Here is a 15,303-nt window from a genome sequence, read left to right as displayed (position 1 = left end):
CTGTTAAAAGGTGATCTGTAAAGAAGTAGAGATGGTCCTTGCGAAAGGATAATCCAGCCCTCTTTCTGTTTTTACGGAACTGATCCGGGCCAGGTCATTCATATTTAAAGCCAGGTATACACGGTTGATGTTGGCTGTCCGCAGCCAGTTGGCACGGCTGAAGTCATATCCCAGACTGATGGAAGAGAACAGCAGTTCATGCAGGTCCTGTACAAAACGGGAGCTGGGTCTGGTGTCTGTTCTGTCAGCGATGTCTTTGAACAGGGTCCTGTCGCCCGGTTGTTTCCAGCGTTGTTCCAATGCGCGTATATCTACATTGTAATTGAAGTCGGCATTTTCCACCCTGTTTACGAGTGTGGAATTGTATTGTTGTCCGCCGGCCCTGAAAGTAAACGCGAGGTTGGCCGACAAGCCGCTATGCTGCACATTCACGCCAAACGAACCCTGGTATTCCGGATTGCTGTCGCCGCCTACTATATAGTCTTTGGCAGACCATACATAAGTCAGCGAGCCATCTTTTTTTAGGAATATCTCCTTACCGTTGGCAGGATCAATACCCAGCGAGGGCACCACCCAGATGGCTGTCATAGACTGACCCGGTTCGAAGCGGGTAGCAGGTTTACGGCTATCGCTATTGCCAGTGGTCGTGTTGCCTTTGTCCTCATCTGCTTCTTCATTGAGCTGCACGAGTGAGTTGGATACTTTGCGTATCCGGTTGGTGTTCTGTGCTACGTTTACAAAGACATTTACAGCAGTGCGCGTTTCGCTGCGGGAATATACGCGTAGGCTGGCGCCCAGCTGGAAGCCTTTGTTGCGTGATTCGCCGATGTTTTCTTTATAGGTATCGAAGCCAGCAGAAGGAGCCACGATCATATCGCTCAGCAGGTTCTTTGTATCCCGGATATAGTAATCGAAGCGCAGACTGAGACTGTTGAACAGGGTGATGTCTGCGCCAATATTGTTATCCTGTACCTGTTGCCATTGCAGGCGTGGGTTAGGAAGTGCTGCCAGGTCAAGACCCATGTCTCCGTTGTAGGTCCTGTCGGTGATGTAATTGTAGGTAGCGAGCGACTGGTAGGAGTTGAAGTTCTGCGTACCGGTCGTACCAATACTACCACGTAATTTCAGCACATTGATAAAATGGAGTGACTGCATGAATTTTTCCCTGTGCAGGTTCCAACCGGCGCCGGCCGACCAGAAGAGGCCCCAGCGACTATCAGCGCCGAACTGGGAGCTGGCGTTTCCGCGATAGGAGAGGTCCAGCAACAGGCGGTCGTCGTAGGAGTAGTTAAGCGCGGAAGTGAGTGCGATGGAACGGCTGGTATTTTCTGTTCCGAGGGCTTTGGTGCCTGGTTTGAAACGGTAGCCAAATGAAATATCGTCAATCTTGTCATTGGGGAAACCTACCATTGTCATACCATTGGTAGTGGTAACATCCTGTGTGACGGAATAGGCACCGTTGAGGAAAAAATGATGTTTGTTGAGGCGGAAGGAGTAGTTGGCCAGTAAGTCGGCGTTCAGGCTATTCATTTTTCCATTACGGATGCTGTATTCCCCACGGTCAAGATAGGCATCGGAGCCAGGCAGCACATTGGCATAAGAGGAATGATTGGCGGGAGTGAACTGCTCCAGGTCATTCTTCTGTGCCTGTATCCCTACGCGGGCGGTGATCCGCAGGTTGCGCGCTACGTCCCAGTCGGTGTAGAAGTTCTCGATCATGTTGGTATAAGTAGAGAAATCTTTTGAATTCAGGGTAGCGTCGTACAAGGGATTGCCTGCAGCGCCGTTATTGTATGTTTTGATATAGTTGCCATTGGCGTCTGTTATTCTCCAGTAGGGGTTCAGCATTGCTGTTCGCGTAAAGCTGCCATAGGGAGAGTTGTCAGAACGGTTACGGTCTATCGTAAGGCTGTTCCTGAACTGGAAATTCTTCTTCCGGTATATGAGGTTGATGATACCGGAAATGGTATTCCTGTCGGAGCCTTTCACGACACCTGCTATATTGTTATAGTTCAGGCTTACGGAATAGCGAAGTGCATCATCGCCACCATCCAGGGTTACAGCATGGCGCTGACCGATGCCGTTACGGAGTGGTTGTGACAACCAATAAGTATTCACACCTTCCAGGGCGGCATGCAGGTTGGTACTGTAGTCTCGCAGGAGATCTGCCTGGGTAGCAGGATTGGCGGAGGTGTATTTGCCTGATAGTACTTCCGCTTCGATCTTCTGCATGGAGTTGGTCAGTTTGTAGCTGCTGAGATCAGGAGCCGTGATGTCCATGCTGCCATTGTACGATACCCTTAGCTTGCCTGCGGTAGGCGGTTTGGTTTCTATCACCACCACGCCATTACCCGCTTTAGAACCGTAGATGGCTTTTGCAGAAGCGTCTTTCAGGAGGGTAATGCTCTGCACAAGGTTCATGTTCAGGTCGTTCACTTTCTCCAGTGTGGTCTGAAAGCCGTCCAGGATAAAGAGCGGCAGGTTGGGATTGGTGGTATAGTCTCCTTTCAGGTCGGGGAAGCCCGTTTGTCCTCTCATCTGAATGTCCGGCAACTGGTTGGGATTGGAGCCGGCATTCAGGTTTTCAACGATCTGAAATGAGGGATCGAGTATAGCGAGTGATTTCAGTACATTCTGATTGGAGACTGTTTTCAGCTGTTCGGCAGAAAAGGTAGCCACAGCGCCGGTGAAACTTTCTTTACGGCGGTTGAACAGGCCCGTGGAGATCACCACGTCATCCAGTTTGGTGGCCTCCTGTTCCAGGACGATCTGCAGGGCGTTGTCGTTCTTCACTTTCACAGCCTGGCGTTTGAAACCAATGGCGGTCACCATCAGGGTCACGTCCTGGTTGCCGGTGCGCAGGGTAAATACGCCGGAGGAGTTGGTGAGCGTACCGTTTTTGGTACCCAGCACCATGACGGTAGCCCCCGGTATGGGTTCTCCTTTTTCATTGGTTACCTTACCAGTAATATCTCCGGGCGGTAAAGCCGTTTCCGGGGCTTTTACAGCCTCTTTTTTCTTAATGATGACAACTCCATCCACAATCGAAAAAGTAAGCGCCTTATCCCTTAAAAGGAGGGAAAGTGCATCTCTGAGCTGGAGGTTGTTGATGTCAGCATCCACTTTTCCCGCACGGTCCAGGTCTTCCGCTGTATAGAAGAAATTAACTCCTGTCTGTTTGCGGATATCGGAAAAGGCCTTTTCCAGGCTCATATTTTTTCCGTGTAATGTGACGGTCTGCGCATTTACTGCTGCACAGACGTGCAGCGTACAAGCCAGCATAAGTACAAAGGATAATTTCATGATCATCCAGATTTTGGTTGGCAAAGCAAAGCCACGCTCTTTGTTTTTGCACAAAGCAGTTAAATACATAAATTTGTTTTGGTTGAAGAAATGTGATCCAACGTTACATTCGTCGCCCACCAAACCGGGATGTTAGCGCATCGCCGGTTTATTTTTTAATGGGAAGACGGTTTCAGAAATGTGTTTTGTAGTGTGCTATAACATGCTGTTTAAAATGTGAACAAATACAATTGTTGTGGTGGTTGATTAATTTGTATGGTTGGTTTATGATCTTACGGTTACTTTATTGCCGTCTATTGTAAAATGTACATTACCGGTAAGTTCCAGTATTTTAAATACCTGTGAGGCATTGACGTTTCTCGGTATAGTGCCACTGAATTTTTTGTCCGGTATTTCCTTGTATTCCACTTCCACGTCATACCAGCGTGATATCTGTCGCATGATGGTTTGTATATCGGCCCTGTCAAAATGGAAATAGCCATTCTTCCATGCCAGCACCTGCTCTTCATCGGCTGGTTGTATACTGAGTTTTCCTGTCCGTTTCTGCAGGGTAGCCTGTTTTCCTGGCTGCAGGGTGAGTGGTGTAGCGCTGTTTGCAGCAGTAACCTGTACACTGCCCGTTACCAGCATGGTCTGCACGGCGTTTTCGTCAGGATAGGCGTTAACATTGAAACTTGTGCCCAATACTTTTACGGTAACACCGTTGGCCACAGACAGGATAAAGGGCTTGTCTGCATTCTGTGCTACTTCCAGGTAGGCCTCACCGGTGATCTCCACTTTTCTTTCACTTCCGGTAAAGGCGGTTGGATATTTTAAAGAAGAAGCGGCATTAAGCCATACTTTGGTGCCATCCGGGAGCACCAGTTTAAACTGGCGGCCGCGGGGAGTGGTCATGGTATTGTAGGAGATGCCGGCAGAAGGAGCTCCTGATTTGTAATCCAGTTGTCCTTTACTGAGCAGCACCTTCGTACCGTTCTGATTGGCGATGACGCCGTTGCCGGTGCTGTCGAGTACCACCTGTGATCCATCGTCGAGTGTAAGCACAGCGCCTGTCATGCCAGGATTGACATCATGTAGCGGTCTTGTCGTTGTATTGGACGTAACCGGGTGGCTGGCTGGCGTGCGACTGTACCAGAAATAGGCCCCTGTTCCCAGCAACAGGAGAATGGCAGCAGCCGCTGCCCAGCGCCGGTATGTGTATATAGGTCTAACAGGTGCAGGTGACAGCTCATGGATCTGTGTTGTAAACTGTTCTATAAACCGGTCGGTTTGCGCCTCCGGTACAGGGAAAAGGTATTTGTCAGTCAGCATGGCATCCTGCAAGGCATGCTCCAGCAGCTGCCGGTTTTCCGGCGTCTCCATGAGACGGGCAAATTGTGCCTTTTCGGCTGTGCTGATGCTGCCGTCGAGATACTTTTCCAGTAATGAAGTAAAAACGTTTTGATCCATGAGCTCTTGGCCTGTACGGTTGTTCTGAATAAATAATTGTCCCCTTGCGTATATAAAGACGCAAGCGGAAAGGGAGGATAATAGGTCAACCTTAAAATAAATTCAGATTTTTATTTTATTAATACATTGGAGCAATAGCTATCAGCAGCATAAGTACTTCGGGGTAATTGGCCAGATAAGTCCTGAGGGTATTTAGTGCCTGCACAATATGCCAGTTGACGGCTGCTTTAGAGATATTTAGTTTTTCGGCTATCTGTTCATGGCTGAGATGTTCCAGCCTGCTCATGGTGAAGACCTCCCGTTGCCGTGGCGGAAGTTTATCTACCGCCTTCAGGATAAGCGCATAGGTTTCTTTGTACTGATATTGCCGATCTGGGATCAATATATCTTCCATAGGATCTTCAGCCGCCGTGTCTGTCTTCATCACTTGCTTACGCATGGCCGAGATGATCTGGTTACGGCCAAGGATGAACAGGTAGTTCCGGAAGTTTTCGATCTCCGGCAGCTTTTCCCTTTGCTGCCAGATCTTGAGAAAGATATCCTGGGTGATTTCCTCTGCCTCGGGGTAAGACTTCGTGAAGGTCAGGGCATGGGAGAATACCCTGGGATGATAGAAACGGAGAATAGTACGGAATGCAGGTTCGTCACCTGCTGCGACCTGTCCCAATAGTTCACGTTCATTATGTAATTCCGTAATATCCAAGTATGTAATGACTAGCTGAAGCGCTAAAGATAATAAACTTTGCAAGCTCTTTCATCCCACGCCTGCAAACGGAAGGGTTATTTTATGTCGTATGCCCGATAAGGGAATATTAACATCAAATGGCATAAATTGTATAAATTATGGCATTTGTGCCATCTGCTGCACTCACTACATTTGTAATGTTCAAGCAATCTTATGCCGGTAAAACAAAAGAAACTCATTGTAATTGTGCCTATGCCGGGTACTTTTCTGTTGGACATCGCCGGACCGGTAGACGTCTTTACCGCGGCCGACGTGATATTGAACGACATGGGCGCATCGCCTGGTGAAGGGTATAATGTGCTGCTGGCTTCTCCACTCACCACTAAAAAAATTACGACCAAAAGCCGTATGGAACTGAGCTGTGAGACCAGGGTAGATGCGATCGACAAACCTATCGATACGCTGATCATTGCGGGTTTCCCTATGGCCATGCTGGAAACCAGCGGCGCTTTTATCAGCTGGTTGCACAACACCTACCCGAAAGTGCGGCGTATCTGTTCCGTCTGTGTAGGCACTTATGCGCTGGCAGAGGCGGGTATACTGGAGGGTAAACATGCTACGACCCACTGGCAGTTCAGCCAGGATTTTCAGCGCAGGTATCCGGGTATTATGGTAGACACAAATCCTTTTTATACGCGTGATGGCAATGTTTATACGTCAGGAGGCGTGGCTTCCGGAATAGACCTCTCACTGGCATTGGTGGAGGAAGATTACGGCCGGGACCTTGCCCTGCAGTCAGCACGCAAGCTGGTCTTATACCTCAAGCGTACAGGTTATCAATCACAGTTCAGTTCATTATTAGAGGTGCATACGATGGAGAATTCCATTGCAGGGAAACTACATCCCTGGATCGTCCGCCATTTACAGGAAGATCTCCGCGTAGAGCACCTCGCTGAACATTGCAATATGAGCCTGCGCAACTTCAACCGTGTATTCATAAAGGAAACAGGTATGACGCCTGCAAAATTTGTAGAGAAACTGCGGGTAGAAATAGCCCGGAAATACCTGGAAGACAGTGACCTGAGCATGGAGCAGATCGCGGAGAAATGCGGACTGGGAGGGCTTGTATCTATGCGCCGCACATTCATGCGGCATATGATGGTATCTCCTTCAGATTACCGCCGTTCTTTCAGAACATCATTACAAACACTTAATTGATCACCCAAAAATATATAACGATGAAAGTAGCTATCAATGGATTCGGACGTATAGGCAGAATGACGCTGAGAGCGTTGCAGAACAAGACAGGCGTGGAGGTAGTGGCAGTTAATGACCTCACAGATATCGGGTTGCTCGCGCACCTGTTGAAATATGATACTTCTCACGGGAAATTCCCGGGAACAGTGACACACGATGACAAACACCTTATTGTGAATGGTAAGAACATCCTGTTGCTGAATGAGCGCTCGCCCGAAAAATTGCCCTGGGCGCAATTGGGCGTGGATGTGGTGATTGAATCCACCGGCCGTTTTACCCAGCGTGAACTGGCACAGCAGCACATCAGTGCAGGGGCAGGGAAAGTATTGATCACAGCGCCGGCCAGCGGTGGTGTGAAAACGATCGTAGCAGGTGTCAACAACGACCAGATAAGTGTGGAGGATGAAATCCTTTCCACTGCTTCCTGTACAACAAACTGTATTGCACCGGTATTATATCTGCTGGATAAGGAATACGGTATTGCATCAGGTTTCATGAGCACGGTGCATGCATTTACGATGGACCAGATGCTGCAGGATGGTCCGCATAAAGATTACCGAAGAGCCAGGGCTGCCACGCAGTCTATCATTCCTACCACCACTGGTGCGGCAAAAGCGATCGGTGATGTATTGCCCGCTTTGAAAGGAAAAATGGATGGTTTCTCTTACAGGGTACCCGTGATTGATGGTTCTATTGCAGATATGTCGCTCAACCTGGTGAAACCTGCTTCAGCAGCCGAGATCAATCAGCTGTTCAGAAAATATGCGGATACTTCGCTGAAGGGTGTACTGGAGTATACAGAGGAACCGCTGGTTTCTGCGGATATCCTGGGGAATACACACTCCTCTATCGTAGACGGAACCCTGACACGTGCGATAGGTAACCTGGTGAAAATAGTGGCCTGGTATGACAACGAAGTAGGGATCTCAAACAGGATCGCCGAACTGACGGTAGAACTGGCCGCACAGCAGGTGCCTGCGTGATAGGCAGCATCAGGAAGAAGACTGCACAATGAGGCTTGTGTTGAGTATTTTTCGTTCGAAGTCCTTTACAGGTTTTTTGCTCTCTATCAACTGTAATAAAAGGCTGGTAGCGATCTGTCCCATCTCAAAGGCCGGTTGTCTGACTACGGTCAGCGGTGGGTGCAGCAGTTCTATCAGGTCTGAATTGGAGAAGCCAACAAGGGCAATATCCTGAGGAATACGGATACCCTTGCTTTTTAACACACGCATACAATTGGTGGTCAGTTTGTCTGACGCCGTAAAAATAGCATCAGGCCGTGGGCGCAGTTTTAACAGCTGACTCACGGCCTGTTCTACTTCCTGTAGTTGCAGTCCGGCGTAACGGCTGTATTTGATCAGTGCCTTGCCTGGCTTTACTCTTGTATGCGCCAGCGCTTCCCTGTACCCGGCAATGCGCTCGCGGCTGATAGACAGGTTCTCAGGACCTGCAATAACCGCAATATGTTTGTACCCTTTATTGATCAGGTGCAGTGTAGCATCGTAAGCGCCCCTGAAATTATCCACCATCACCTTATGGGTCTGTATCTCTTCCACAATACGGTCAAAGAACACGATCGGAAAGCCTCTTTCGTGTAAAGCTTTCAGATGGTCCAGATTCTCTGTACCGCTGGATACTGAGATGAGCAGTCCGTCTATAGAGCGGGATGCCAGGTATTGCAGTGTCATCACTTCCTTGTCGAACGACTCGTGCGTCTGCGAGATCATTACATTATAGCCTTTGTCTTTCGCAACGGATTCAATACCGTTAATAGCCTGTGAGAAGAAACTGTTGGCAATTTCGGCAACAATGACCCCTATGGAGCGGCTGCGCTTTTCTTTCAGGCTTAGAGCGATGGGATTGGGATGGTAATTGATCCTGGTGGCATATTCAAGGACCAGCTGTTTAGTGGCAATACTGATCTCGTGGCTATCCCGCAGGGCACGGGACACAGTAGAGGTGGACAACCCCAGCGCAATGGCGATATCTTTTATAGTAGCAGCTTCGAATTTCATAACGTAATGAGTAAATATACTTATAATTTATTTTATACTATATTGGTGTCATTCTAACACGTATGAAAAACGCCTCACAGATGAAGAAAGCGCTGATATTTTTAGCAGCCGGATTAACCTGTTTTTCCACTATTTACGGGCAGCAGCTGTCACAGTCCTGGGTGCCTGACCTGGGAAATGGCTCCTATAAAAATCCTGTTATTAATGCTGATTATTCTGATCCTGATGCCTGCCGGGCAGGGAACGATTTTTATCTTGTAGCCTCCAGCTTTAATGCTGTACCTGGGCTGCCTATACTGCATTCGAAAGACCTGGTGAACTGGGAGCTGACAGGATATGCGCTGCAGAGACAACCACCTTTTGAGCATTTCAGTAAGGTAAGGCATGGCAATGGCGTATGGGCGCCTTCTATCCGTTATCACAATGGAGAATTTTATATTTATTACCCTGATCCTGACTTTGGTATCTATATGATCAAAGCAAAGAATGCAACAGGACCATGGTCGGACCCCGTGATGGTAAAAGCAGGGAAGGGGTTGATAGATCCTTGTCCGCTGTGGGATGACGATGGAAAAGTGTACCTCGTGCATGCGTGGGCCGGTAGCAGAGCCGGCATCAAAAGCATATTAACGCTGAACAGGATGAATGCAGCCGGAACGGCAGTAACAGATGAAGGTGTGCTGGTATTTGATGGTCATGGCGCACATCCAACGCTGGAAGGGCCGAAATTGTACAAGCGGAATGGCTTCTATTACATATTTGCACCTGCAGGAGGTGTAAGCACCGGCTGGCAGCTGGTATTGCGGTCGAAAAACATTTATGGTCCCTATGAGGAGAAGATCGTGATGGATCAGGGAAAGAGCACTATTAACGGTCCGCACCAGGGCGCCTGGGTGGATATGCCTTCCGGTGCCAGCTGGTTCCTGCATTTCCAGGATAAAGGTGCTTATGGTCGTGTGGTACACCTGCAACCTATGCAATGGGTGAACAACTGGCCGGTGATCGGCAATGATCCCGACAAAGATGGGAAAGGAGAACCGGTGATGACCTACCGGAAACCTTTGCCGGGAATTAAAGCTATGACGCCACAGGAGTCGGATGAGTTCAACGGACAATCATTAGGACTGCAATGGCAGTGGCAGGCAAACCCAGTGTCTACCTGGATGATGCCTTTCCCTGCCCGGGGCGTTTTACGCCTGTTCTCCGCCAGGATGCCTGATTCCTGCCGGAATTACTGGGAAGTACCGAATCTGCTCTTACAGAAATTTCCTGCGGATAGTTTCACTGCTACTACCAAATTAACATTCACGCCTAATCCTTCGCTGGAAGGTGAACGTACAGGATTGATCATCATGGGTACGGACTATGCCGGCATCTCACTTGTTAAGAAGGGGAATACCTTACAGGTAGTTTATGCGTCCTGTCTGCATGCTGATAAAGGAACAGCAGAAGAGCAGGAAGTACTGACCACCGTAAAAGACAGTACCTGCTGGTTCCGTGTACAGGTGGGCAAGGGTGCTGTTTGCCAGTTTAGCTATAGTCTGGACGGTCAGCAATTCATTCCTGCAGGTAAACCATTTACTGCACAACCTGGCAGATGGATTGGCGCCAAAGTGGGCATCTTCTGTACCCGCGCTACACAGATCAACGATTCCGGATTTGCCGATTTTGACTGGTTCCGGATCACCGCTGCACATTAGCAGGCATAAAATTGTAGTTGTATATGTCAGTCACTAAAACACATATAGTCCGCAAACGTTTGCGTAAATAAATACCAGCAAACCTTTCCGAATTAATGAATATAGCTGTAGAATTGTTTCGGGGATATCGGTAGAAGGATCCGATACAAACCAGTACTGCTTTGTATTGCCACTGTAGCAATAGTATTCCGTTGCGGATTAACAGAACTCAAATTTAGAGACATATATACAACATTACGTTATGAAAAAACTGTTATTGATGTACTGGCTGTTGCTGGGCGTTGCCGGAATGGCATTTGCACAGAGCCAGATTATAAAAGGGCGTGTCACCGATGCAGCAACAGGTGAGCCGCTCGTAATGGTGAACATACAATTGAAAGGTACCACAACAGGTGTGCAGACAGATGCCACCGGCGCATTTTCCCTTACCGTTCCCGATGCCAGAACAGGCGTATTGGTATTCAGTTATCTGGGATACCAGGCATACACACAAAACATTAACGGTAGCAGCAACATTATTGTGAAACTTGAAAAGGATAACAAACAACTCGACGAAGTGGTGGTAGTGGGTTACGGCGAAGTAAAGAAACGTGACCTCACCGGTGCTGTTACTTCTGTGAAGGGAGAACAGTTGAAGAAAATCCCTTCCACAAATGTAATGGAATCTGTACAGGGTAAACTGCCCGGTGTGGATATTACCAAAAGCAGTGGTGCTTCCGGTGCCAAAGTTAATGTGACCGTGAGAGGTAACCGCTCTATCCGTGCAGATAACGGACCGCTCTACATTGTAGACGGTGTGCAGTATGAGAACATCCAGGACATTAACCCGAACGATATTCAGTCCATGGAAGTACTCAAAGATGCTTCCTCTACGGCTATCTATGGTTCCAGAGGCGCCAACGGCGTTATCATTGTTACAACTAAAAGAGGCGCCAGTGGCAAACCACGTGTGACTGTCAATACATATGCGGGTTTGTCGCAGGTTGCAGGTTACCCTGCCATGTCTACCGGTCCGGAATACGTGGCACTGAAACGCGAAGCAAACCGTACCACGGGGCGCTGGAAGACGGAAGCAGACGATCCCCTGATCTTTAATGCATCGGAAGTGAATGCTATCCAGAATAACCTCTGGACAAACTATGCAGACCTCCTGATCAATGATGGTCTGCAGCAGGACTACCAGGTAGGTGTGTCTGGTGGTTCCGACAAAACGAAGATCTATCTCTCGCTGGATTATTTCGAAGAAAAAGGGCTTTTCAAACTCGATCATCTGAAAAGATATTCCGCGCGTCTGAACCTCGATCAGACGATTAACGATTATCTGAAAGTGGGCATGCAAAGCCAGGTTACCTACTACAACCAGAACAATCGCCGTGATCCGCTGAATCAGGGTAACAAGATCATACCGCTCGGTGTTCCCTATGATCAGGAAGGTAAGCTGGTCATATTTCCTAACGGCGGCACGATGATCAGCCCACTGGCGGATGAACAACCCAATGCATATCAGAACAATGGCCGGGTGACCCGTACCTTCGTGAACACTTATGTGGAGTTGACACCTTTAAAAGGCCTGTCGCTACGCTCCAACTTCGGTGTTACACTGGATAACTCCCGTACGGGTATCTATGCTGCCAAAAATACGATCGACCGTGCTACCGCTTCTGCTTCCCGCTCACAGCTCAATAGTGGCAGCAGACGTTTCCTTAGCTGGGAGAATGTGCTGAACTATCAGCATACCATCGGCGATCATTCCTTCGGTGTGACCGGCGTGGCCAGTATACTCTCCGATCAACGGGATTCCAGTTTCCTGCAGGGTGAAGGACAATTGCTCCCTTCACAACTATACTATGCATTGCAGAACAGCGTAAGCGGTATTGCGATCCGTTCCAGCTATATGGCCAACAAACTGATCTCCTTTACCGGCCGTATCAACTATAGCTATAAAGGAAAATATCTCCTGTCATTGACAGGGCGCTCCGATGGATCTTCCAAACTGGCGCCGGGCAACAAATGGGCATTCTTCCCATCTGTAGCCGGAGCATGGCGTATCTCTGACGAAGCTTTCATGCGTGATCAGCATATCTTCAGCGATCTGAAACTGCGTGCCAGTTATGGTATTGCCGGTAATGACGCGGTGCCGCCTTATGCAACCGCCAGTTATCTGAGCAAGATCCCATTCTCTTATGATGACACCAACTCCGCACTGGGATATGGTATCGGTAGCCAGATCGGTAACAGGTTCCTCAAATGGGAGCTGTCCTCCACTACTGACGTCGGACTGGATATGAGTTTCCTGAATGGCAGGATCAATGCCACCATCGACTACTACGATACACATACAAAAGACCTGTTGTTGCAGCGTACGCTGCCTAGTTCTTCCGGCGTTAGTTCTGTGATCCAGAATATAGGTAAAACGAGGAACAGGGGTATCGAACTGGGTATCAATACTACCAATGTAAGAATGAATGGATTCAGCTGGACATCCAACATCACTTTCTCAAAGAATAAGGAAGAGATTGTGGCACTGGCTGATGCCAACACAAATGATGTGGCTAACAGCTGGTTCATCGGGCAGCCAGTTAAAGTGTTCTTCGACTATGAGAAGATCGGTATCTGGCAAACGAAAGAAGCAGATGCTGCTGCGAAATACAAAAACAAACCGGGCGATATTAAAGTACGCGACCAGGACAATAATGGCGTACTGAATTCCAACGACCGTATTGTAGTTGGTAAACAGGTGCCTACCTGGAGTGGTGGATTCAATAACGATATCCGTTTCAGGAATTTTGACCTGAACGTATACGTGTTTGCACGTATCGGGCAATGGATCAATTCAGAATATGCGGCCAAGTTTGACCCGCAGGGACTGGAGAACAGCGCGCCGCTGAACTACTGGACACCGGAGCGTGAAAGCAACGAATATCCGCGTCCGAATGCAAGTGTGTCAAAAGACGGTACGCCTTATATCAAAACACTGGGATATAAAGATGGTTCTTTCGTGAAGATCCGCAACATCTCACTGGGGTATACACTGCCTGCCGGCGCGTTAAAGACCATGCATATGAGTAATCTGCGCATCTATGTAACAGGTAAGAACCTGTTCACCTTCAGTAAAGTAAAAGATTACGATCCGGAGAGAGGCGGTGACCTGAGCAATCCGCTCACGAAGATGTATGTGGCCGGTCTGAATGTAGAATTCTGATTTATTCAATTAACCTGACAAACCATGAAACGTTATATAAATCTGTTTATCATCATACTGTTGGGCGCCGGTCTGCTGGCCGCCTGCAACAAACAGCTGGAAGAGTACAATCCTTCCGGTCTCACTGTCGACCAGGTGTTCAGTACACCTGAGGGCTTTGAAACACTGGTAAATGCTGCCTATTCCTACAACCGCTGGTGGTACGGAAAAGAAGAGGGGTACAGCATTTCTGAAATGGGTACTGACTTATGGACCAGCGGTACCGGCGATAAATACCCTGATCTTACACAATACATCAATCTGCAGGCAAGCAATAGTGTGATGGGCGGATTGTGGAGGCAGCTGTATTCAGCTATCAACCTTTGTAACACGGGTATAGCCAGGGTTGGTAATGCCGGATTTACGGAAGAAAGAAAAGTGATCCGTGAGGCAGAACTGCGTTTCCTCCGGGCTTTCTATTACTGGCATGTTGTGGAAACCTGGGGCGGTGTTCACTTTACGCTGACAGAAACAAACGGTGTGCAAACAACTGCCAACCGTACGCCGGTAGATACGTTTTATGCACAGATCTTCCGCGACCTGGAAATGGCAGCGGCCAACCTGCCACGTACTACCAGCGATTATGGCCGCGCTACCAAACCGGCAGCAATGGCATTCCTGGCCCGTATGTACCTCACCCGTGGCCAGAATGACAGAGCTGCAGCGCTGGCTGATTCAGTGATCAATAATTATGGATTTGCACTGCAGGCTAAATACGCAGATCTCTGGCGCATGGACAACCTGCAGAACAAAGAGATCGTATGGGCCGTTAACTATATGAAGAACCTGGTGTTTAACGACAGACTGGACGCTACTTTATATCCTAACGGGCATTCGCGTGGCGCTAACAACGGCCACCTGATGTTTACGATGAAATATGATGACCTGCCGGGTATGCAGCGCGATGTTACCAATGGCCGTCCTTTCAACAGGTATATGCCTACATTGTACCTGCTGGAGCTCTTTAATGAAAAGGCGGATGCACGCTTTGATGCCAGCTTCAAAACCGTATGGTATTGTAATAATCCGGCAACAGGACGCAGAGGTATGAAACTGGGAGACAGTGCAGTGGTATGCACGAAATACGTTGTTGCTCCTGCGGACACTGCCGGTAAACCATATCGTGTGTATGACAGGAATACTTCTTATCTTCCGGGAGAGGGCGGTTCTGACCGTACCCATTATATTTCCCTGAAGAAATTTGAAGATGCTACCCGCGGTGGCAAGGATGAAGAACAAAGTGCCCGTGATGCCTATATTATCCGTCTGGGCGAGGTGTACCTGATCGCTGCTGAAGCACAGATTAACCTGGGCAACAAGGCTAAAGCGGCTGAATATATTACCAGACTGCGCGAACGTTCCATCATTCCCGGCCACGAAGCAGAAATGCGGGTGACAGATGCAGACATGACCATTGATTTCATCCTGGCTGAAAGGGCCCGTGAACTGGCAGGCGAACAGCTCCGCTGGTTTGATTTGAAACGTACCGGTAAGCTGAGCTCCCAGATCTCCGCGCACAACCCTGATGCGGCTAAGAATTTTCAGTCATTCCATAGCGTTCGTCCCATCCCGCAGGACCAGATCGATGCGGTGACGAACAAGAGTGAGTTCACTCAAAATCCGAACTATCAGTAATACTATTAAACCGAAAGC

At 48.6% G+C, this 15,303-nt stretch carries 9 protein-coding genes; 5 read left to right on the top strand and 4 right to left on the bottom strand.

The window, feature by feature from the left end; all coding sequences use genetic code 11:
* Window positions 1-3 precede the first annotated feature (3 nt).
* From L3C95_RS15505 to L3C95_RS15495, 3 genes are all read right to left on the bottom strand, one after another.
* Window positions 4-3,303: a SusC/RagA family TonB-linked outer membrane protein gene (locus L3C95_RS15505; RefSeq protein WP_236388918.1), complete on the bottom strand. Its 3,300-nt coding sequence runs from the start codon at window positions 3,301-3,303 to the stop codon at window positions 4-6.
* Between the two features lie 264 nt (window positions 3,304-3,567).
* Window positions 3,568-4,752: a FecR family protein gene (locus tag L3C95_RS15500; protein WP_236388917.1), complete on the bottom strand. Its 1,185-nt coding sequence runs from the start codon at window positions 4,750-4,752 to the stop codon at window positions 3,568-3,570.
* Between the two features lie 118 nt (window positions 4,753-4,870).
* Complete coding sequence (locus L3C95_RS15495; protein ID WP_236388916.1) at window positions 4,871-5,455, bottom strand: RNA polymerase sigma factor; 585 nt, start codon at window positions 5,453-5,455, stop codon at window positions 4,871-4,873.
* A 195-nt stretch (window positions 5,456-5,650) separates the two neighbouring features.
* Here L3C95_RS15495 and L3C95_RS15490 point away from each other — a divergent pair, with 195 nt between their 5' ends.
* Window positions 5,651-6,655: a GlxA family transcriptional regulator gene (locus tag L3C95_RS15490; protein ID WP_236388915.1), complete on the top strand. Its 1,005-nt coding sequence runs from the start codon at window positions 5,651-5,653 to the stop codon at window positions 6,653-6,655.
* A gap of 14 nt (window positions 6,656-6,669) precedes the next feature.
* On the top strand, window positions 6,670-7,677 hold the full coding sequence (gene gap / locus L3C95_RS15485) for a type I glyceraldehyde-3-phosphate dehydrogenase (RefSeq protein ID WP_410683265.1): 1,008 nt from the start codon (window positions 6,670-6,672) through the stop codon (window positions 7,675-7,677).
* Between the two features lie 9 nt (window positions 7,678-7,686).
* On the opposite strand, the gene L3C95_RS15480 is transcribed toward gap, so the two are convergent.
* On the bottom strand, window positions 7,687-8,709 hold the full coding sequence (locus L3C95_RS15480; RefSeq protein ID WP_236388913.1) for a LacI family DNA-binding transcriptional regulator: 1,023 nt from the start codon (window positions 8,707-8,709) through the stop codon (window positions 7,687-7,689).
* A 62-nt stretch (window positions 8,710-8,771) separates the two neighbouring features.
* Between L3C95_RS15480 and L3C95_RS15475 the strand changes: the two genes are divergently transcribed.
* The 3 genes from L3C95_RS15475 (at window position 8,772) to L3C95_RS15465 (ending at window position 15,285) form a co-directional block, all read left to right on the top strand.
* Complete coding sequence (locus tag L3C95_RS15475; protein WP_236388912.1) at window positions 8,772-10,409, top strand: glycoside hydrolase 43 family protein; 1,638 nt, start codon at window positions 8,772-8,774, stop codon at window positions 10,407-10,409.
* A gap of 241 nt (window positions 10,410-10,650) precedes the next feature.
* Complete coding sequence (locus L3C95_RS15470; protein ID WP_236388911.1) at window positions 10,651-13,611, top strand: SusC/RagA family TonB-linked outer membrane protein; 2,961 nt, start codon at window positions 10,651-10,653, stop codon at window positions 13,609-13,611.
* A 24-nt stretch (window positions 13,612-13,635) separates the two neighbouring features.
* Window positions 13,636-15,285 (top strand): RagB/SusD family nutrient uptake outer membrane protein, encoded by a 1,650-nt coding sequence (locus L3C95_RS15465; protein ID WP_236388910.1) that lies wholly within the window; start codon window positions 13,636-13,638, stop codon window positions 15,283-15,285.
* The last annotated feature ends 18 nt before the right edge of the window (window positions 15,286-15,303 follow it).

Source organism: Chitinophaga filiformis, from assembly GCF_021646545.1.
Taxonomy (GTDB): domain Bacteria; phylum Bacteroidota; class Bacteroidia; order Chitinophagales; family Chitinophagaceae; genus Chitinophaga; species Chitinophaga filiformis_A.
Note: the sequence above shows the minus strand (reverse complement) of the source record. Positions and strands in the feature narration are given on the sequence as shown.

Coding starts and splice junctions, on each gene's coding strand:
- L3C95_RS15505 (WP_236388918.1), bottom strand. CDS start 3,303: ATGAAATTATCCTTTGTACTTATGCTGGCTTGTACGCTGCACGTCTGT.
- L3C95_RS15500 (WP_236388917.1), bottom strand. CDS start 4,752: ATGGATCAAAACGTTTTTACTTCATTACTGGAAAAGTATCTCGACGGC.
- L3C95_RS15490 (WP_236388915.1), top strand. CDS start 5,651: ATGCCGGTAAAACAAAAGAAACTCATTGTAATTGTGCCTATGCCGGGT.
- L3C95_RS15480 (WP_236388913.1), bottom strand. CDS start 8,709: ATGAAATTCGAAGCTGCTACTATAAAAGATATCGCCATTGCGCTGGGG.
- L3C95_RS15475 (WP_236388912.1), top strand. CDS start 8,772: ATGAAAAACGCCTCACAGATGAAGAAAGCGCTGATATTTTTAGCAGCC.
- L3C95_RS15470 (WP_236388911.1), top strand. CDS start 10,651: ATGAAAAAACTGTTATTGATGTACTGGCTGTTGCTGGGCGTTGCCGGA.
- L3C95_RS15465 (WP_236388910.1), top strand. CDS start 13,636: ATGAAACGTTATATAAATCTGTTTATCATCATACTGTTGGGCGCCGGT.